Source organism: Flavobacterium psychraquaticum (assembly GCF_034497725.1).
Taxonomy (GTDB): domain Bacteria; phylum Bacteroidota; class Bacteroidia; order Flavobacteriales; family Flavobacteriaceae; genus Flavobacterium; species Flavobacterium psychraquaticum.
The window spans coordinates 1-19,211 of the sequence record NZ_JAXKVR010000015.1; the positions used below are offsets into that span (position 1 = coordinate 1).

Consider the following 19,211-nt stretch of genomic DNA (forward strand, 5'->3'; position numbering starts at 1 on the left):
TTTTTCTATATTCATTTTTAGTTTTATCTAAGTATTTGCCATTTTTACTTACCTACTTACCTAAACCAGTAAATTCAAGTGTTCGCAACATTTTTATAAATTACCTAATACTTACCTACCTACCTGAGTTTTTTAGGTAAGTATAGGTAGGTTAAATTATATATACTTACCTAAAAAAAAGTCTTATTTTATAGGGGTTTAGGTAAGTAGGTAAGTTAGGTAAGTACATTTTCTAATTATTCATAATTTCAACAGGACTAATATTGAACTTTGGCTTTGCCAAGTAGCCATATACTTGCTTTTGAGGATGTTTTATCCTAGAAAATTTGAAACCACTCAGTGCCTTACCAATTTTCTCTCTGCTCAGTTTTAATCCCAATGGAATTAGTTTTGTCATGATTTCAGTTGATGTATTGAAATAGATTAAATTCTCCGTTTTTTCGAAGTATTTAATTACCATTTCTTGCTCAATTGTCAGACTGGTATATTTTTCATTTCTCTTTTCATTATCAATAATATCCTGTTGCGTTAATTCCGGCTCAAAATTTTTGTCATGATAAGCCAAAAAGTATGATTGTGACCACACATCGTCCATGTCAATTTCTTTAGAGTAATTAAAATCGATTCTTCCGATAACATCAAAAATTATCCATCGAACCGAACCTGTTTCATCAGTAAGGAAATCGACCATATTTGTTGAACCAACAAATGAGCAAATACGAGGTAAGTTCTCAGCTCTGCGTTCGTACGGGAGTCGTTCATTAATGAAAACCTTACTGATTAGGGATTTCAAGTAGTTTACTTCAGTTTTTCCAATTACAGATAATTCCTCCAGGTTAATAATTAGGTTCTTACACATCTTAACCCGAGAATCCTTGTCGGTTCCAATATCTTCAGCAATGTAATTAGACAGCTTTTTTGGAATGAATTTTTGAAAATAGGTTGATTTTCCAGCGTGTTGGTCACCATTTGCGAGAACAAGGCAATGTTTATTTATTTTATCTTTTTCAAAAGCACAAATAACCGCTCTCGCAAACCATTTTTTCAAATGATAGGCAAATGCTTCATCATCATTAGTTTTTACATAAGAAGCAAGCTTTTTGATGTAATCAACTTGATTATTCCATTTTGGCAACTCTAAAAAATATTCTTTGATGGGATCATATCGTTCAATAAGGTTCGATTTGATTAAAATTTCGAGCTTATTATAATTGGTTTCTATGTTGTTCCTGGTTAACTCAATTAAGAGCGAATTAAGGTTTAACGACTCCCAATTATCATTTCCATTGATATTTATCTCATAATCCAAAGAAATGGTATTGAACCGAATTCTATATTTAGAATTGATGTATTTGATAATTCTATCAAATATGGTATTTGATGCTATATCAGACTGATAGAGCAAATTTTGTGGTTTGTTTTTCATACAATAAAAGAATTATTGTATATTTGCAACGCAGATATACAAAGAGATATACAAAATATAAGCACAATTGAACGGCGAATTCAATTGTGCTTTTTTACTTTCTGAAAGTTGTAGTGTAACTATTCGCTTTTTGCTCTAATTGAGATATTGAGCTTGATTTATTTTGTAATAACCATTCGTCAATTTCATTCTTTTGAAAGAATAGTGTTTTTCCATTTGGTTTGGAGTAAGGTAGTATGCTCTTATGAACCAATTTGTAAATATAACTGCGTGAGAAACCTGTGTAGTTAATTAAATCTTCTACAGTTAAAATTTGTTTTGCCGTGCTTACAATTAAAATTTCTAATTGATTTAGCTTTTTCAAGATTACGTCGTTGCTTTCCATTGCTGTCTTTTTTTAAGATTATGAGAGTAAAGGAAAGGATTTGCAGAATTTTAAAAGTTGATACATTAACAATGTTAATCTTTCTTTCTAAAATGTTAACCTTTTAAAAAAGTTGATTTAAAATTTCAATATTTTTTGGGGTTTCAATTTTAGAATTGCTTTTAGAAGAGCTAATTGTTTTAGACTTAGCATTCTCGTTTTTATTGCCAAAAATCTTTAAAAATTTTCCAAGTGTTAATGATTTGCTATTTATTTTAATTTTTTCATATAAGTATTTTGTTTGAATATTGTCTAACTCTAATTTAAACACCTTTTCCTCGGGTAATTTTCCAGAGATAAGAATATCAACAAACTTTTCTTTATTTGGGATTGCATCAAGATCGTTTATATTTTTAATTAAATTATTTTCTTTTAGTATGTCAAAGGTTTTTTCTAAAACTACTTTTTCTAAATCAATTTTAAAATCATAATTTATTTCATCAAGTTTATTTTCAATTTTAGGAATAATTTTTGATTTAAAACTTTCTGACCAACTTAAAATCAATATTCTTGAAGAAATTAAAAATAAGAAAATAAGAATTACTTGTTTGAAAAATTCAGTATTATAATTTTCATTTAGTTTGGAATAGGAATCAGTAAAAAATAAAATTGATGATAATATTATGGGTAATAATGTAATGTGTACAGCTAATCTTGGTCTTTCAACCATTTTATCATAAGATTTATTTCTTGAATTGAACATGAAATAAATAAAGTTCTTGACGTACAACATTACTATCCTTGATATAAAGTAGGTTAAGATTACAGATTTTATAAAAATTAAAGATAAAATATAGTAAGCTAAAAAGGTATTGTCTGAGTAAAAAAAGTAAATATGGATAATGAAAATTAGTAATAAAGAGATTATCCAAATTCTGTTTTGATTTATTATTTTTTTCATTTTTTAAAATTTTAATTCAGGAATTAAGTTAGCAGCTTCTTTCATTTTTTTGTCAACGATCTTAGCGTAAATAGCTGTTGTTCTTATTTCTCTATGCCCCAATAGTTTTGATACCGTAAAAATATCGGCTCCATTTTCAAGTAATTGAACTGCATTCGTGTGTCTGGCACTGTGGAAAGTGATGTGTTTTGAAATTCCAGCTCTGTTACACCAACGAACAATTTCACTGTTGTAAACCGCTCCATATTTCAAACCTTTAAAAACTCTTTCAGATTGATGTTGTCTTTTATCCAATAATCTTCGTGCTTGTTTTGAAATGTATAAATATTCGACACCATCAATTTTTTTCTGAATAAAATTTAATTTACTAACATCATCATCTTCATCTCGTACTTCAGACCAAACCAATTTGTTAATATCAGACCATCGTAAACCACATAAACATGAGAATATGAACGCTTTTTTTAAAACTTCGTATTTGCAATTAGTACTTGCTAAAGCTTGCAATTCTTGATGTGTTAAATATTCTCTTTGACTTTCAGCTTGTTCAAATGACTTTACTTTTGATGCATAATTGATTGATAGGTATCCTTCATCAAAAGCAGCTCTTAAACTCGCTTTAAATTTATTGAAGTATGAATATTTTGAGTTTAATGATAAAGGGGTGTCACTTTTAGTTTTAGCTTCTTGGTCAAAATAATTGCGAACTTTTTTTACAAAATTCTCATCAATTTCTTCAAATTGTAAATTTGGATTTATACATCTTTTTAAATGCACTAAAGTTGCAGTCCAATTGCCATAGTTTTTAGGTGAATTAATTTTTTCTTCGGCTTTTTCAATGAAAAAATCGAGAAAACATCTCTTTGATTTTGAGGTGTTTTTAATATCAAATTTCCCTTGAAAAAATTCTGCTTTTCTAATAAAGAAGATTTTTTCAGCATTTATTTCAGATTCTTTATTCTCTCTCTTTTCAGTAGCATTTTTAGGATTTTGATGAAGATAAAGTTTTAAATATTCAAAATCCCTTATATGAATTCTTTTTCCGTTTTTGTCTAATTGTGAACCTTTGTAATATTCAATGTATAGACTGTACTTGTCGTTTTTTAGTTTTTTCTTTTTAAGTGTAATTTTCATAGGTGTACATTTTTACACCTTTTTTGTTTGAAGGTGTACATTAGATGAAACAAATGTATACATATGAGAAATCAAAAACAAGTATAAATATCCTTAATTTATTGACAGTCAAGCAAAAGAACGCAAAGGAAACTAAAGAAAAGTTAAATTATTTCCCGATACAGAAATTAGCAAAAATATTCCCAAGCAATTCATCATTAGAAACCTGTCCCGTAATTTCTCCAAAATGGAACAACGCCTGGCGAATATCAATCGCCATTAAATCCGATGAAATTCCGGAGTCTAATCCCCATTTCACTTTTTGGATTTCTTCTAATGCTTTTAAGAGCGAATCATAATGACGCGTGTTAGTTACAATCGTTTCATTATTACGGAGTGCTCCTGTGTTTACAAAAGAAAGCAAGGTGTTTTTCAATTCTTCGATTCCTGTTTTTTGTTTGGCAGAGATGGTTATCAGTTTTCTGTTTTCTGTTTTCTGTTGGGCATCCGTTAATTGGGTAATATAATCGTTTGCCTTTTCGGCACTTAAAGTGTCCACTTTATTTAAAACGATGACAAGCGGTTTAATTGGAAATTTGTTTCTTATTTTCTCAATTTCGATTTTAACTTTAGGCAGACTGTCAACTGACAACTGAGAACTGTCAACTAAAAGTAAAACAACTTGTGCTTGCTCAATTTTTTCAAACGTTTTCTGAATTCCAATGCTTTCCACAACATCTTTGGTTTCACGAATTCCAGCGGTATCTATGAATCTGAAACTCATTCCCTCGATGATTAATTCGTCTTCAATCGTATCGCGAGTAGTTCCGGCGATGTCGGAAACGATGGCACGTTCTTCATTCAATAAAGCATTCAATAAAGTCGATTTTCCAACATTCGGTTCACCCACAATCGCTACTGGAATTCCGTTTTTAATCACGTTTCCAACCGCGAAGGAATCAATTAGGCGTTTCAATACAAATTCAATGCGTTCTAATAATTCGTGAAACTGTGTTCGGTCGGCAAATTCGACATCTTCTTCAGCAAAATCCAATTCCAATTCAATTAAAGAAGCGAAATTCAATAGTTCTTCCCTAAGTTTCGCTATTTCATTACTAAAACCACCACGCATTTGCTGCATAGCTATTTGGTGCGATGCTTCGTTATCGGAGGCAATCAGATCAGCAACGGCTTCTGCTTGTGATAAATCCAGTTTGCCGTTTAGAAAAGCTCGCAAGGTAAATTCACCAGGCTGGGCCATTTTCGAACCCTTACGAAGTAATAATTGAATAATTTGCTGTTGGATAAAGGTGGAACCGTGACAAGAAATCTCCACCACATTTTCACCGGTATAGGAATTCGGACCTTTGAAAATAGAAAGTAAGACTTGGTCATATATTTTTCCAGCCTGTCCTGAGCTTGTCGAAGGGTCCATAATATGTCCGAGGTGAAGCGTATGCGTTTTCTGTTTGGTAATATCTTTTCCCGAAACCGATTGAAATACTTCAGCTGCAATTGAAATCGCGGCTGCTCCGGATAATCGAATAATAGCAATGGCTCCGGCTCCCGAAGGCGTGGCTAAAGCAACAATAGTTTCTTGTGGAATCATAATTTTCATTTAATAGTGCAAAGATAGAAAATTAGATGCAATAGTGGTGGATCATTTTTGGAAGTATGGCACGCGTTGTGAATGGCACGCGGATGAGACGGATGCTACGCAACGCAGATGTTGGCGGATTTTTTTGCAACACAGATTGGAGGAATTTAAAAAAAATTAAAAATCTTTGTGCTTAACTTATATGACTTATATGATGGAACGCGGATGAGACGGATGCTACGCAACGCAGATTTTGACGGATTTTTTTTCAACACAGATTTTAAAAATTTAAAAAATCTTTATAATCATTGTGCTTAACTTATATGGCCAATATGTTGGCACGCGGATGAGACGGATGCTACGCAACGCAAATGGGTACGGATTTTTTTGCAACAAAGATTTAAAAAACTTATATGACTTATATGTTTAAAAAAGATGCTGAGACGAGTTAAGCTTAGTACTATTTTTTTTCCTTGTGAACTTTGTGAAATCTTAGTGCCTTTGTGGTTAAGTAAAAATTAAAAAACCACTATCGCAAAAGCTTAGTGGTTTTTAAAGTTAGTTTGGTTTGGTCATAAGATCTTCAGTTGTGAAACCGTAAAATCGAATATTGTGAATTAGTAGCTGATTAGAAAGCAATATTCTAAATTCTAACTTCTAATTTCTAAATTTTTTAATTACTCAACATTACCGGCATAACCAGCATCGTAACAGTTTCCCCTTCGTCTAAGCCATCTACTGGTGTTAAAATTCCAGCTCGGTTTGGCATTGACATCTCTAATTGGATTTCGTCACTTGTTAGATTATTCAACATTTCAGTTAAGAAACGCGAGTTGAAACCAATTTGCATATCGTCACCTTGATAATCACAAGTCAAACGTTCGTCTGCTTTGTTAGAATAATCAATGTCTTCTGCAGAAATGTTCAATTCGGTTCCAGCAATTTTCAAACGAATTTGGTGCGTAGTTTTGTTAGCAAAAATCGCCACACGACGAACCGAGTTTAAAAACTGAACTCTGTTGATTAATAATTTATTTGGATTCTCTTTTGGAATTACCGCTTCATAGTTTGGATATTTTCCATCAATTAAACGACAAGTCAATACATAATTTTCAAAAGAAAATGTTGCATTCGAATCATTATATTCAATAGAAATTTCAGAATCAGAAGCTCCTAAAATTCCTTTTAAAATGTTTAAAGGTTTTTTTGGCATAATAAAATCAGCTACTTGCGATGCTTTTACATCCGTGCGAGCATATTTCACTAATTTGTGTGCATCTGTTGCTACGAAAATTAATCCTTCTGGTGAAAATTGAAAGAAAACACCACTCATTACAGGGCGTAAATCATCGTTTCCAGCAGCAAAAATCGTTTTATTTACCGCAGTAGCTAATACTTCAGCCGGTACTAATGTTTTTGAAGGATCGTCTAATTGTACTGCTTTTGGAAACTCATCTCCAGGAGCATAAGCAATTGCATATTTTCCTGAATTTGAACTAATTTCAACAGTTGAATTTTCTTCTACTGTAAAAGTTAACGGCTGCTCAGGAAATGTTTTTAAAATATCTAATAATAGTTTGGCAGGAATAGCTACACTTCCTTGACTTGTAGAATCAATTTCTAAAGTCGCTGTCATTGTAGTTTCTAAATCCGAAGCGGAAACTTTTAATTGGTTATTGTCTAATTCAAAAAGGAAATTATCAAGAATTGGTAAGGTGTTACTACTGTTGATAACACTTCCTAAAACTTGCAATTGTTTTAATAAATACGAACTCGATACTATAAACTTCATCATCTTGTATTTTAAAATCGTTATTTGATTTTATATTTCACAAATATATTCTAATTCTGCTCAAATGCAAAAACAAATTATCAACATCTACTTACTATATTTCCTTTTTCGTAAGAATGTGAACAAAAATCCAAAAAGTGCTAAGATAACTAGTGGTAATCCGACAGTTACCAGTTGGGCCATCGTATAATTTTTATAAACTTCTTCCTTATTAAGTAAAGGCAAATTAACGTCTTTACTTCGGATGTTAATAAGTCCGTTGTCATCCAACAAATAATTGACACAATTCATTAAGAAATCTTTGTTACCATATAATTGATTGGTAAACTTGTCAAAGCCTAATTCTAAAGGCATTCCTTTGTCTAATTGATTCTTAATTACATCACCATCAGAAATTACAATCATTTTATTCTCTTTTCCTTCGGCCTGAAAACTTTTATCGGCAAACGGCAACACTCTATTTTGGTAAGCCGATTTAAATTTGCCTTCCAATAAAACAGCCATTGGTAACAAGCCTTTTCCTTGATATTCTTCCGGAGTTGTTTCTTCCGTTACGATGTCCAATGAAATAGGTGTTGGTGTGCCCACAGTTTTTGAATATTCAGACGAACTCAATAAAACCGTTTTCTTGATGTCGTTTTTTAACAATTCAATGGGCGAAGCAAACTCAAACTTGATGCCTTCCATATTTTTTACAATCGGATGAACCGAAGTAGGATAAGCAAAAGGTGAAAAACGCCATTTATATTCTTGAAATTGGGTTTCACTACCTTGATTTCCCGAAGCCATTTTAATAGGTGTCGCGTATTCGTCCTTCACCAATAAAGGATTAATTCGAATGCCGTATTTGAAAAACATATCAGTTAAATTCAGTTCACGATTTACCGCTAGAATCGTACCGGTTTCGTTGTATAAACTATCCATATCCGCAGCAACAGCATCAACCATCCAAATGGTTTTTCCACCGTTCATAATGTATTGATCCAAAACCAATTTCTCTTCCTCGCTAAAGGCTTCCGTAGGTTTGGCAATTACGGCTAAATCATATTTTTTTAAAGCTTCTAAGGTTTGATTGGGCTGTTTTCCTACTGAATCTAAAGTGAAAGTGCCAATGTAATAACTCTCACGAACCGATTTCACGAAATCAGCAATAAAAGGATCTTGCATTTCGCCATTTCCTTTGATAACGGCTATTTTCTTCTTTTTGTCCTTGGTGATTTTAGTAATCGCTTCGGCAAACCCAAACTCTAAATGTTGCACCGAACTAATTACCTTTTCTTCCGTAGAAGCACCCATTAAATTTTTTAACAAACTTACTTTAGTAAATTTATCCCCATAGGTGGCTTGTGCCCAAGGAAAAACAACTTCTTGCGACTGTTTTCCTTTGTCTTCAACAGTAATATTCAACGGTTGCATACCTCTTTGGTAGAACTGTTTCATAACTTCCACACGCATTTCTTCCTTTTCAATTGGATTCTTGAATTGGAAAATAATGTTGGTATTATAAGCTGAAAATTCCTCTAAAAGTTGCTTGGTTTCGTTTTGAAGGCGTGTAAATTCAGGCGGAAAATTTCCTTCTAAATAGACGTCAATATACAACGGACTGTCGACCGTTTTGATGATGTTTAAAGTAGTTTCAGATAAAGTGTAGCGTTTGTCTTGCGTTAAATCGAAACGTTTGAAAAAGAAATTACTTAAGAAATTAAGGGCTACGATGGCTAAAAAAACAATTCCCAATTGTTTTAAAGCAAGTTGTTTGTTGTTTTTCATTACCATTTCAGCGTTTTAAGTTTATAAACGGTAGCCGATAAAAACAGAAAAGTAATACTACTGAAATAAATAATATCTCTAGTATCTAAAACGCCTCGACTCATACTTTTAAAATGATAATCCATTCCCAATGCAGCAAATGTGGAACTGTAAGTATCAAATAACGAGGCAATTCCGTCAAATCCAAAATAGAAAAAGAAACAGCAAAATACGGCAACTATAAAAGCCACAATTTGATTGTCCGAAAGTGTGGAAGCGAAAATTCCAATCGCCGTATAAGAAGCAATTAAAAATAAAAGCCCAAAATACGAACCTAAAGTACTTCCCATATCAATATTTCCCTGCGGATTTCCAAAGTGCGAAATCGTTAAAACATAGATAATTGAAGGAACTAATGCCAATACGATTAAAATAAATGCTCCTAAAAACTTCCCGTTAACGATGTCCCAATTAGATAGGGGTTTGGTAAATAATAATTCAATCGTTCCTTGTTTGATTTCATCTGAAAAACTTCGCATCGTTACCGCCGGAATTAAGAAGATTAAAATCCAAGGCGCTAATTTGAAAAACGGACCCATATCGGCAAATCCCGAATTTAAAATATTGAAATCGCCATCAAAAACCCAAAGAAATAAGCCGTTGAGTAAAAGGAAAATAGCGATAACTAAATAACCTATTGGCGAACCAAAAAAGGATTTAATTTCTCTTAATAATAGTGCTTTCATTGGTTTTGTTTAATTTTTTTAAGAAGAATAATAACTTCTAATTTTAGTCTAAAGTGGCTAATCGATCCACGCTCCAAGCTTCTGGTTTGTCGCTGAATAATTTTTTTGTAAAACTCCAAACCCCTTTGAAAAGTTCGGAATTTCTGTAATTTTCCAAAGCTTCTTCATTATCCCAATAGCTATAAGTAAAGAAAATACGGTTGTCATTTTTGTCTTGATACAATTCTAAAAAACGATTGCCTTCAAAATTTCGAATCAAGTGTTTTACTTCTTCAAAATTATCTAAAAAAGTGGAAATATGCTCTTCGTGAAAACGTAATTTTACAATTCTTATAAACATTTTTTTAATTTTTAAATTCGATAATAATAGAATCTCTAAAACGCAAGCCCAAAAGAGTAGAAGCAGCCCCAATTGTTTTCGGATTACTTTTATAAATAGCAATTTCTAACAAACCATTTTCATTAAAAATTGCTAACAAATCACCTTCATAATCTTTGATGGTGCGATTATCAACCATTGGAAAATCGGCATAACTTCTATGAATACGCGTAATTTTTTTGTTTTTGACCTTTATTTCGAAGGATTTATTGCGTGATAAATCAGTGAATTGTTTCTGCGAAATATTAGTAACGCAATTTCCGAAGGAATCAATATAAATAATTTGACCAATTAAAGATTCCGAATCATTAGAAAGTACGGTTGAAAAAGTGTTTTTTGGTTTCAATTCGAAAATTTCTTTTCCAATAACATTCAGCAAACCACCACGGGAAATATGCCCGGCAACAGCCGCAAAAACGTCCATATCGCTAGCGTTTTTCTGCAAGCGGTCATGAATATTAATTGACACCATTTTTTGTGCTAATTTCTTTTGAAGTAACACACTTAGAATTCCATTATCTGCGCATATAAAATAATGATCGTCCCATTGCATAGCAATATGTTGAATTTCTTCCGTACGCTCGCTATCCACAGCAATAATATGAATCGTTCCTTTCGGAAAACTATTGTACGAGGCTTCAATACAATAACTAGCTTCCACCGTATTAAAAAAGTCAATTTCGTGTGAAATATCAACAATGATTGCTTCTATATGTTCAGATAAAATTTTGCCTTTCAAAGCGCCTACGAAATAGTCTTTGTGTCCAAAGTCGGTGGTTAGTGAAATTATTGACATTTTTTTGTTTATAACTTATTTGGAAAGCAACGCTTGTTTTTAGTAAATTTGATTGCAAAGCTACTATAATTTTAGCGTTTCAAAAATAATTAAAAAAACAAAGCCTTTGAACGAAAGAGTCATAGAATTAATCGACATTGCTCCAAAAGATTTTTGGGGTGCACAAGATGCTCATCTTGAAACTATTAAAAAGTATTATCCGAAATTAAAAATTGTAGCTAGAGGCACCACTTTGAAAGCTTTTGGCGAAGCAGCCATTTTGGATGAATTTGAAACCCGTTTCAAAAGATTGATGCAACATTTCACGCGTTATAATAGTATTGATGACAATGTGATTCTAAGAGTTTTAGAAGCAAGTCATCAAAACGATGCGCAACAAATGCATGATAGAGATAAAATTTTAGTGCACGGAATAGGAGGAAAGCTAATTAAAGCCATAACGCCAAACCAACAAAAGTTAGTGGATTCCATTAATAAAAACGATATGGTTTTTGCTATTGGTCCCGCCGGAACAGGTAAAACTTACACGGGCGTTGCCATGGCGGTGAAAGCTTTAAAAGAGAAACAAGTAAAGCGAATCATATTAACCAGACCGGCAGTTGAAGCAGGTGAGAATTTAGGATTTCTTCCAGGCGATATGAAGGAAAAACTTGATCCGTATATGCAACCTTTATATGATGCTTTGCGCGATATGTTACCGCCTCAATCGTTAGAAGATTATATCTTGAAGGGAATTATTCAAATTGCACCTTTGGCTTTTATGCGCGGTAGAACGTTGGATAATGCTTTCGTAATTTTAGACGAAGCACAAAATACAACGCATTCGCAAATGAAAATGTTCCTTACTAGAATGGGAAAAAACGCTAAATTTATGATTACGGGTGATCCCGGACAAGTAGATTTGCCAAGAAGAACCATTTCGGGATTGAAAGAGGCCATTTTAATCTTAAAAGATGTAGAAGGTGTTGGTATAATTTATCTTGATGATAAAGATATAGTTAGACATCGTTTGGTAGGAAAAATCATCGAAGCTTATAAAAGTATTGAAAACATTGAGTAAAAATATTTTAACGAAAAAGACGCTTTACTAGCGTCTTTTTTTTACTTTTGCGCAACACACCCGAGGCGAGCCGAACTGTATGGAGCGTAGCGGAATAAAACAACAACACAACAAATGAATACAATTACCACTACCGACTTCAATTTTCCAGGTCAAAAATCAGTTTATCGTGGAAAAGTTAGAGAAGTTTATAACATCAATGACGATTTATTAGTAATGGTGGCTACCGATCGTCTTTCAGCTTTTGATGTGGTTTTACCTAAAGGAATTCCTTACAAAGGTCAAATCTTAAATCAGATTGCTACTAAATTTATGGAGTTGACTTCGGATATTGTTCCGAATTGGTTAATTGCAACGCCAGATCCAAGCGTAGCTGTCGGGCATTTGTGCGAACCTTTTAAAGTGGAAATGGTAATCAGAGGTTATTTATCAGGTCACGCCGCTCGTGAATATGCCGAAGGTAAAAGAATGATTTGTGGTGTTTCGATGCCAGAAGGATTGAAAGAAAATGATAAATTTCCAACACCCATAATTACTCCAACAACAAAAGCTGACAACGGTTCGCATGACGAAGATATTTCGCGTGAAGCGATTCTAGCAAATGGAATTGTTTCCGAAGAAGATTACCTCGTTTTAGAAAAATATACTAGAGCTTTATACCAAAGAGGAACTGAAATTGCTTTATCTCGCGGTTTAATTTTAGTAGATACAAAATACGAATTCGGAAAAACGAAAGAGGGCGTAATCGTTTTAATTGACGAAATTCACACACCTGATTCTTCCCGTTATTTTTATTCAGAAGGATATCAAGACCGTCAAGATAATAAGGAAGAACAAAAACAATTGTCTAAAGAATTTGTACGCCGTTGGTTAATTGAAAACGGTTTTCAAGGAAAAGAGGGTCAACAAATTCCAGACATGACAGACGCATATATCGAAACGGTTTCAGAACGTTATATTGAATTGTACGAAAATATATTGGGAGAGAAATTCGTTAAAGCTGATATTTCAAACATCAACGAACGCATCGAAAAAAATGTTTTAGATTACCTTCAAAACAGATAAAACACAAAAATCCCAAATCAACTGATTTGGGATTTTTTTTATAACTAACCTTTTTAATTTAATACGCAATAATCTCACCCGAACCTGCTACAGTTTTGTTCATAGTTGCAGGTTTATTTTTGTATTTTACAGTACCACTTCCGGTTACTTTTGCTTCTAAATTATTGGTGCAATTCACTTTTAAATCGCCTGAACCTGAAACAGCTACCGTTGCATTTTCAGAAACTAATTTTCCACAATCAATATCGCCAGAACCCACAACTTTAGCTTCTAACTCTGTTGTTTTTCCTGAAATATTAATATCACCAGAACCTGATAATGAAGCAGTTATTTTCGTAGCGTTTACATCGATGTCAACATCACCTGATCCGGATAATTTCACATTAAAGTTTGTAGCATTTAATGTCGTTTTTGAAACAATATCGCCTGAACCTGCAAATGTAATTCCGCTGATTGTTTCAACTGGAACCGTTATGGTTATTTCCGAACGATAAGTAATGCTTAAATTCTTCTCGAAGTAAATATGCAATTCATTATTCTTGACTTCTGTTACAATGTGAGTGATAATATTCTCATCACCTTGGATTGTAATAGTTCCTTCTTTTCCCGAAACTAATACGACTTTAAAAGAACCGCCCGCATTAATTGCATCGTAAGTTTCAGTGGTGCGATTCTGAGTAGTTTGAACGCCACTTTCCTTAATTCTTCGGTTATTCTTTTTTTGTGCATTGGCAAACGTGAAGCACAATAATACAAGTGTTAAAGCTAGTTTTTTCATAATTTATTTAGTTATTAGTTGAACAGATCCGTAATTGGTATTTATATTAATTTTTGATTTCCCTTGGCTTAAATGATAACCTGAATAAGATTTCGAAGTACCTTTTTCCGTTTTATCAGTGTATTTTACACCTAAATTATCTTTAAAAGAACCATAATTCATAGCAATTGCAAAATCAAAAGCAAAGTCGGAAGCACAAGCAATTTTTGAATGGGTATAATTGCCATCAATCAAGATTGAATTTGTTTTCGAATTTGCATTCAAATAAATATCGCTATAATTCGAATTGATTGCAGTTGCATTTTTAATTTCGCCTAATTTCACAGTCAGGTAGTTTCCATTTATAGTCGATTTAGTAAGCGAAGTGGCTTTTATCTTGGTATAATTTGAAGCAATATTTAAATTTTCAATAGTTTGAAATGCGAAAGTATTATAATTTCCATTAACACTTAATTGATTGGCTTTCCCAATTTCAACAGTCGAATACTGACTTTTTAAACTCAATTTATCAATGGAATTGATCGTTGTGCTGGGCGAATAAGCCAAAGTTATAGTGTTTGATTTATTAGTGAATTGGCCTAAAGTCAAACTTCCATATTTGCATTCAATTATTGAACTACCATTTAATTTGTCAATGGCGATGTTTCCGTATTTATTTACTAAATCAATGCTTCCGTTTCTTGGTATTTTTACCACATAATTAATTTCGTAACTAATATTATTGCCACTTCCGTTTTTAGTATTTAATTCGGTAGTCGCTGAAACTTTACTCGAATTTCCTTTAAAATTCACATCAATTGCTTTCAAAAGTTCATTGACTTTGTCCTCTTTATTTCCAGAAACAGCAATGTTTACTTGAATTGAAATTTTATTTTCATCCCACAAATACACATTTATTGCACCGTATTTATTAGTTACATTTAATAAAGCATCCGCATTTACTTCGTAAGTTTTAGAAAGCGATTTTTCTTTGTTGAAAGCCTTTTTCTCGTCATAAGCCCAGATCAATTTCGGAATTAAAATTAGTAAGAATAAGAGTTTATAAGTGGTTTTCATTTGTATCGGTATTAAAATTATTGAGGTGTTCTACTTGTTCCATAACTTGTTGCAAAAAGGAAATTCGAGTTTGCATATTGGTAATCATTGCAAAGACTACTTGCTTGTTTTCCCCATTTTTTGCTATTTCTTTTTTCAGTTTTTCATAATCGGCTTCTAATTTTTTCATTTCTTGCAGTGCATCCGTAATCAAAACTGTAGTCATCGGATTTTTCTGCTCTTTTAAATTTTTCAACTCCGACTGAATAACCGACGAAAAATAATCCTGCGTTTCCTGAACTTGTGGTGATAACTGAATTTCTTGTTGCTGAAAATTCGAATAGAAATACATCAAAACCCCAAAACTCAAAAATAAGGAAGCCACAAGCGATAACGGAACCCAATTTCTTTTCTTCGGCTGAGCAACGTTTAACTTTTCTGAAAATCGCTTTTCGTGGCCACTTTCCGGATTTTCGAAATCCCAGTTTGTAGTTCCTTCAAACAATTCTTTTATATTTTTATGCTCCATATTCATTCGCTTTTTTTCTTAAACTTTCTTTTGCTCTACTCATAATCGTTCTACAATTTTCATTCGAGATATTCAAAATGCCTGAAATCTCTTCTAAATCATACCCTTCAATAAAAAACAAAGTCAAAATAACTTTATAATTCGGCTTTAAGCCTTGCATAATTTTCAAAACTTGTTCGGCTTTTAATGAATTTACGGCTAACGATTCTTCGTCATTTGGGTCAACCAACTCAAAATTCTCATTCAGACTTTCCGTGTGATAATTCGAATTTTTCTTTAATTCATTAATACTTCGGTTCACTACGATTTTCTTCAACCAAGCACCAAATGTTACAGTACCACTATACGAATCCAATTTCGTAAAAGCACTCAAAAATCCGTCTTGCATTACTTCTTCGGCCAATGTTTTATCGTTCACAATTCTAAAAGCCACATTAAACATCGCACTATAATATTGATTATAGATCGCAAGTTGTGCTTTCTTATTGTGCTCTTTACATTGCTGAAGCAAAAAAGCTATTTCCGAATTTTGATTTTTCAAGTTGATTAGTTAATTCATCTACACAAAAGACAACACAATTTTCATTATGTTACAGTTTGGTAAAAATATTTTCATAAAAATAAAAAATCCGAACGGTTAAATTCGGATTTTAGAAAAGCTTTTCGCAATTATATATTATTTAAAGTAAGAAAAATCGTGATTATTCTCTAATTTCAATAAAGTTTCATAGATCAATTTGATCACATTTTCCACGTCATCTCTGTGAACCATTTCCACAGTCGTATGCATATAACGCAAAGGAAGTGAAATCAATGCCGATGGAACTCCACCATTACTATAAGCAAAAGCATCCGTATCAGTGCCAGTCGCTCTTGAAGAAGCGTGACGTTGGAACGGAATATCATTTGCAACTGCTGTATCAACAATCATCTCTCTCAAAACATTTTGAGTAGCTGGAGCGTAAGCAATAACCGGTCCTTTTCCCATTTTCAAATCACCCTCAATTTTCTTATCAATCATTGGCGTATTGGTATCGTGGCAGACATCGGTAATAATAGCAACGTTCGGTTTGATGGTTTGCGTAATCATTTCAGCACCACGTAATCCAATTTCTTCCTGCACCGAATTCACTATGTACAAGCCAAACGGCAACGTTTTCTTATTTTCTTTTAGTAAACGAGCAACTTCGGCAATCATAAAACCACCCATGCGGTTATCAATCGCTCTACAAACAAATTTATCGTTGTTTAAAATCTCAAAATTGTCAGGATAAGTTATCACACAACCTACGTGAACGCCTAAAGCTTCTACTTCAGCTTTAGTCGAGCAACCACAATCAATGAAGATATTACTAATTTTTGCAGCTTCTTCTTTATCTCTATTTCGAGTGTGAATTGCGGGCCAACCAAAAACACCTCTTACAATTCCTTTTTTAGTATGTATATTTACGCGTTTAGAAGGTGCAATCATGTGATCACTTCCACCGTTTCTAATCACATATATTAATCCTTCATCTGTAATATAATTCACATACCACGAAATTTCGTCAGCATGACCTTCGATGACAACCTTGAAAGGCGCATCCGGATTAATAATTCCTACTGCACTTCCATAAGTGTCTGTCATAAAAGTATCCACATACGGTTTTAAATATTCCATCCAAAGCTTTTGGCCTTCAGCTTCATAACCGGTTGGAGAAGCATTGTTCAAATAATTTTCCAAAAAAGTCATTGAGGACTCTTTTAATATCGATTTCGTACTCATTTCAAATATTTTTTTGCTAAATTAGAAATAACTATGCAGAATTACATAAAAATTCGATATTTTTGGATTACTTTTTGATACTATCATTTTTTAGTCAAGTTAAAATATATGTTTAAGATAAATTTTTCGTGCTTTCTATTTCTATTTTTTAGTTGTTATTCCGTTTCACAAACGAAAAAGGATACCCTAATTATGACCGCTCAGGATTCGTCTATGATATATTCTATGGAATTGCGAGAAATTATTGTTTCCCCTGATGGCGTAACTACATTTAACGACGAAGAACGAAAAGCTAAATTAATTTTGAAGAGACGTATCTTCAGAGTTTATCCGTATGCAAAACTTACAGCAGATAAATTAACGAATATGAATGCCACAATGGCGAAGTTAAAAAATGATAGAGATAAAAAGAAATACTTCAAGATTGTAGAAAAATATTTAGCAGAAGAATTTGAACCGCGTTTAAAAAAATTATCGCGTAAAGACGGACAGATATTAGTAAAATTAATTCACAGACAAACCGGAACCTCCACTTTTGATTTAATTAAAGAATATAAAAGCGGCTGGAAGGCTTTTTGGGCAAATTCAGCAGCACAAATGTTTGATATTAATCTTAAAACGGAATACAAACCTTATGATATAATGGAAGATTATCATATTGAAGGAATGTTGGATACCGCCTTCGAGTTAAAACAATTGATAAAACAAGAAGCTAAAACACCAATCGACTTTACTGTCTTAAATAATTATTGGTCAAAGAAGACCAAGCCAAAGCAAGAAATTAAAGAAGAGTAGTATTTCCAGCAGCACACATTTAGGATTTCATAAGACCATCCGTCCCGCTGTGCGTTCTATCTTTTTACAAACCCACCAGGTTTTTGAACCTGCTGTTTTTCTAAAAAGGATGCCACTTCCATCGGGGCTATAATACACTAGTATTTTTTCAATTCACTTTCCTTCCAAACTTTGTCCTGCTATCCCGATATTTCGGGACTCGTTTCAGCGTCTCAATTCCTAGTCCTATATATAAGGAGTAAATTTCCCCAACCATTTCGCCAATCCTTATCCTGCAATCCCGATCCTTCGGAAATCGTTTCAGTATCTCGTTTTTTCCAGACCTATATATAAGGAGAGCTTCTCTCAAATTCTAACTTAGGGACTAAATTACTTTCCATTTAAGAAACAATATAACCGTACTTTAAATATTATGATAAAATATACACCTAGATATAAGGAGCGCTTCTTTCAAATCCAATCTTGGGAATTAAATTCCTTCCCATTTAAGAAACAATAAAAGCGTGTTTTAAATATAATAGTAAAATTCACACCTATATATAAGGATTGATTTTTCGAAACAACCAAAATCAAGCGTAATTCCATAATTTAAATCTGCATTAAAATAAAAATGCTAAAAAGCTTCACGGCTAGAATTGTGTAAAAGCAACCAAAAACGACGATTTTCAACAAAATTGCTTTTATTTTTAAATTGACACAACTAATTTGAATAGGAGTGGGCTTATGTGCTACGAGCAATAGATCACAAAGATTGCTTCTTTATGATGCAAACATAAAAAAACTTCAAAAAAACTTTTGTATATTAACTTCTTGTTATCAGAGAGTTAAGGCAACGGGTTAAAAAAGATTAAAAATAAAGTACTAAAAGGCTTGTGAGTGCGAAATATTTTTCTACTTTTGCACCCGCATTAGAGAAGAAGTTCAGACACATATTGAGGATTAAACAAGGCTAAAAAAAACTTTCAAAAAAGTTAAAAATAGATTTGGATAATAGGAAATAAAGGTTGTATCTTTGCCGACCCGTAACGAGAGAAACGGGATTGCAAGTTCTTAAAAATACTGGGTTAGTGATTTAGAAAAAAAAAATAATTTTTTTTCAAAAAAGCTTGCCAGATTAAAAAAGAGTTGTACTTTTGCACCCGCTAATCGAATGAGAGGCGAATAAAAAAAGAATGACACGTTCATAGACATATTGAATTGACAGCACAACTTTAAGTACTGATGTGATTTATCACATTAAGATTTGAAGTTGAAAATAAGA

At 32.7% G+C, this 19,211-nt stretch carries 18 protein-coding genes; 3 read left to right on the forward strand and 15 right to left on the reverse strand.

What is annotated here, in order from left to right; translation table 11 throughout:
• Nucleotides 1–232: 232 nt before the first annotated feature.
• The 10 genes from T1L09_RS00480 to T1L09_RS00525 form a co-directional block, all read right to left on the reverse strand.
• The gene (locus T1L09_RS00480; RefSeq protein WP_322548978.1) at nucleotides 233–1,426 is read right to left on the reverse strand and encodes a VapE domain-containing protein; all 1,194 of its coding nucleotides are present in this window, start codon (nucleotides 1,424–1,426) and stop codon (nucleotides 233–235) included.
• A gap of 94 nt (nucleotides 1,427–1,520) precedes the next feature.
• On the reverse strand, nucleotides 1,521–1,811 hold the full coding sequence (locus T1L09_RS00485; protein ID WP_322548979.1) for a helix-turn-helix transcriptional regulator: 291 nt from the start codon (nucleotides 1,809–1,811) through the stop codon (nucleotides 1,521–1,523).
• A 103-nt stretch (nucleotides 1,812–1,914) separates the two neighbouring features.
• Nucleotides 1,915–2,751, reverse strand: coding sequence for a hypothetical protein (locus tag T1L09_RS00490; protein WP_322548980.1), 837 nt, complete (start codon nucleotides 2,749–2,751; stop codon nucleotides 1,915–1,917).
• Nucleotides 2,752–2,754: 3 nt separating this feature from the next.
• On the reverse strand, nucleotides 2,755–3,885 hold the full coding sequence (locus tag T1L09_RS00495) for a tyrosine-type recombinase/integrase (RefSeq protein WP_322548981.1): 1,131 nt from the start codon (nucleotides 3,883–3,885) through the stop codon (nucleotides 2,755–2,757).
• A 148-nt stretch (nucleotides 3,886–4,033) separates the two neighbouring features.
• On the reverse strand, nucleotides 4,034–5,473 hold the full coding sequence (gene mnmE / locus T1L09_RS00500) for a tRNA uridine-5-carboxymethylaminomethyl(34) synthesis GTPase MnmE (protein ID WP_322548982.1): 1,440 nt from the start codon (nucleotides 5,471–5,473) through the stop codon (nucleotides 4,034–4,036).
• Nucleotides 5,474–6,134: 661 nt separating this feature from the next.
• On the reverse strand, nucleotides 6,135–7,253 hold the full coding sequence (gene dnaN, locus T1L09_RS00505) for a DNA polymerase III subunit beta (RefSeq protein ID WP_322548995.1): 1,119 nt from the start codon (nucleotides 7,251–7,253) through the stop codon (nucleotides 6,135–6,137).
• Nucleotides 7,254–7,340: 87 nt separating this feature from the next.
• Complete coding sequence (gldG, locus tag T1L09_RS00510) at nucleotides 7,341–9,023, reverse strand: gliding motility-associated ABC transporter substrate-binding protein GldG (RefSeq protein ID WP_322548983.1); 1,683 nt, start codon at nucleotides 9,021–9,023, stop codon at nucleotides 7,341–7,343.
• The gene (gene gldF, locus T1L09_RS00515) at nucleotides 9,023–9,748 is read right to left on the reverse strand and encodes a gliding motility-associated ABC transporter permease subunit GldF (RefSeq protein WP_322548984.1); all 726 of its coding nucleotides are present in this window, start codon (nucleotides 9,746–9,748) and stop codon (nucleotides 9,023–9,025) included. The genes gldG and gldF overlap by 1 nt, the downstream gene beginning before the upstream one ends.
• A 43-nt stretch (nucleotides 9,749–9,791) precedes the next feature.
• Nucleotides 9,792–10,088 (reverse strand): putative quinol monooxygenase, encoded by a 297-nt coding sequence (locus T1L09_RS00520; protein WP_322548985.1) that lies wholly within the window; start codon nucleotides 10,086–10,088, stop codon nucleotides 9,792–9,794.
• A 4-nt stretch (nucleotides 10,089–10,092) separates the two neighbouring features.
• Complete coding sequence (locus T1L09_RS00525; RefSeq protein ID WP_322548986.1) at nucleotides 10,093–10,923, reverse strand: SAM hydrolase/SAM-dependent halogenase family protein; 831 nt, start codon at nucleotides 10,921–10,923, stop codon at nucleotides 10,093–10,095.
• 106 nt (nucleotides 10,924–11,029) lie between these two features.
• Here T1L09_RS00525 and T1L09_RS00530 point away from each other — a divergent pair, with 106 nt between their 5' ends.
• Both T1L09_RS00530 and T1L09_RS00535 read left to right on the forward strand, forming a co-directional pair.
• Nucleotides 11,030–11,983 carry a PhoH family protein gene (locus T1L09_RS00530; RefSeq protein ID WP_322548987.1) on the forward strand — a complete coding sequence of 318 codons (954 nt, stop codon included), beginning with the start codon at nucleotides 11,030–11,032 and terminating at the stop codon, nucleotides 11,981–11,983.
• A gap of 114 nt (nucleotides 11,984–12,097) precedes the next feature.
• Nucleotides 12,098–13,048 (forward strand): phosphoribosylaminoimidazolesuccinocarboxamide synthase, encoded by a 951-nt coding sequence (locus T1L09_RS00535; RefSeq protein WP_322548988.1) that lies wholly within the window; start codon nucleotides 12,098–12,100, stop codon nucleotides 13,046–13,048.
• Nucleotides 13,049–13,106: 58 nt separating this feature from the next.
• Here the strand turns inward: T1L09_RS00535 and T1L09_RS00540 are convergent, their stop codons facing one another.
• From T1L09_RS00540 to T1L09_RS00560, 5 genes are all read right to left on the reverse strand, one after another.
• Nucleotides 13,107–13,826, reverse strand: a complete 720-nt coding sequence (locus tag T1L09_RS00540) for a head GIN domain-containing protein (RefSeq protein ID WP_322548989.1) — start codon at nucleotides 13,824–13,826, stop codon at nucleotides 13,107–13,109.
• Between the two features lie 3 nt (nucleotides 13,827–13,829).
• Nucleotides 13,830–14,882 (reverse strand): hypothetical protein, encoded by a 1,053-nt coding sequence (locus tag T1L09_RS00545; RefSeq protein WP_322548990.1) that lies wholly within the window; start codon nucleotides 14,880–14,882, stop codon nucleotides 13,830–13,832.
• The gene (locus T1L09_RS00550) at nucleotides 14,866–15,390 is read right to left on the reverse strand and encodes an anti-sigma factor (RefSeq protein WP_322548991.1); all 525 of its coding nucleotides are present in this window, start codon (nucleotides 15,388–15,390) and stop codon (nucleotides 14,866–14,868) included. The genes T1L09_RS00545 and T1L09_RS00550 overlap by 17 nt, the downstream gene beginning before the upstream one ends.
• The gene (locus T1L09_RS00555) at nucleotides 15,380–15,931 is read right to left on the reverse strand and encodes an RNA polymerase sigma factor (protein ID WP_322548992.1); all 552 of its coding nucleotides are present in this window, start codon (nucleotides 15,929–15,931) and stop codon (nucleotides 15,380–15,382) included. Before T1L09_RS00555 ends, T1L09_RS00550 begins: the two co-directional genes overlap by 11 nt.
• A 135-nt stretch (nucleotides 15,932–16,066) precedes the next feature.
• On the reverse strand, nucleotides 16,067–17,155 hold the full coding sequence (locus T1L09_RS00560) for a M42 family metallopeptidase (protein ID WP_322548993.1): 1,089 nt from the start codon (nucleotides 17,153–17,155) through the stop codon (nucleotides 16,067–16,069).
• A 192-nt stretch (nucleotides 17,156–17,347) separates the two neighbouring features.
• Here T1L09_RS00560 and T1L09_RS00565 point away from each other — a divergent pair, with 192 nt between their 5' ends.
• On the forward strand, nucleotides 17,348–17,950 hold the full coding sequence (locus tag T1L09_RS00565) for a DUF4294 domain-containing protein (RefSeq protein ID WP_322548994.1): 603 nt from the start codon (nucleotides 17,348–17,350) through the stop codon (nucleotides 17,948–17,950).
• Nucleotides 17,951–19,211 lie beyond the last annotated feature (1,261 nt).

What these genes read in the sequence shown, in the direction of transcription:
- T1L09_RS00540 (WP_322548989.1), bottom strand. Translation starts at nt 13,826, where the DNA reads ATGAAAAAACTAGCTTTAACACTTGTATTATTGTGCTTCACGTTTGCC.
- T1L09_RS00550 (WP_322548991.1), bottom strand. Translation starts at nt 15,390, where the DNA reads ATGGAGCATAAAAATATAAAAGAATTGTTTGAAGGAACTACAAACTGG.
- mnmE (WP_322548982.1), bottom strand. Translation starts at nt 5,473, where the DNA reads ATGATTCCACAAGAAACTATTGTTGCTTTAGCCACGCCTTCGGGAGCC.
- dnaN (WP_322548995.1), bottom strand. Translation starts at nt 7,253, where the DNA reads ATGAAGTTTATAGTATCGAGTTCGTATTTATTAAAACAATTGCAAGTT.
- T1L09_RS00535 (WP_322548988.1), top strand. Translation starts at nt 12,098, where the DNA reads ATGAATACAATTACCACTACCGACTTCAATTTTCCAGGTCAAAAATCA.
- T1L09_RS00480 (WP_322548978.1), bottom strand. Translation starts at nt 1,426, where the DNA reads ATGAAAAACAAACCACAAAATTTGCTCTATCAGTCTGATATAGCATCA.
- T1L09_RS00545 (WP_322548990.1), bottom strand. Translation starts at nt 14,882, where the DNA reads ATGAAAACCACTTATAAACTCTTATTCTTACTAATTTTAATTCCGAAA.
- T1L09_RS00495 (WP_322548981.1), bottom strand. Translation starts at nt 3,885, where the DNA reads ATGAAAATTACACTTAAAAAGAAAAAACTAAAAAACGACAAGTACAGT.
- gldG (WP_322548983.1), bottom strand. Translation starts at nt 9,023, where the DNA reads ATGAAAAACAACAAACAACTTGCTTTAAAACAATTGGGAATTGTTTTT.
- T1L09_RS00485 (WP_322548979.1), bottom strand. Translation starts at nt 1,811, where the DNA reads ATGGAAAGCAACGACGTAATCTTGAAAAAGCTAAATCAATTAGAAATT.
- gldF (WP_322548984.1), bottom strand. Translation starts at nt 9,748, where the DNA reads ATGAAAGCACTATTATTAAGAGAAATTAAATCCTTTTTTGGTTCGCCA.
- T1L09_RS00565 (WP_322548994.1), top strand. Translation starts at nt 17,348, where the DNA reads ATGACCGCTCAGGATTCGTCTATGATATATTCTATGGAATTGCGAGAA.
- T1L09_RS00520 (WP_322548985.1), bottom strand. Translation starts at nt 10,088, where the DNA reads ATGTTTATAAGAATTGTAAAATTACGTTTTCACGAAGAGCATATTTCC.
- T1L09_RS00560 (WP_322548993.1), bottom strand. Translation starts at nt 17,155, where the DNA reads ATGAGTACGAAATCGATATTAAAAGAGTCCTCAATGACTTTTTTGGAA.
- T1L09_RS00525 (WP_322548986.1), bottom strand. Translation starts at nt 10,923, where the DNA reads ATGTCAATAATTTCACTAACCACCGACTTTGGACACAAAGACTATTTC.
- T1L09_RS00490 (WP_322548980.1), bottom strand. Translation starts at nt 2,751, where the DNA reads ATGAAAAAAATAATAAATCAAAACAGAATTTGGATAATCTCTTTATTA.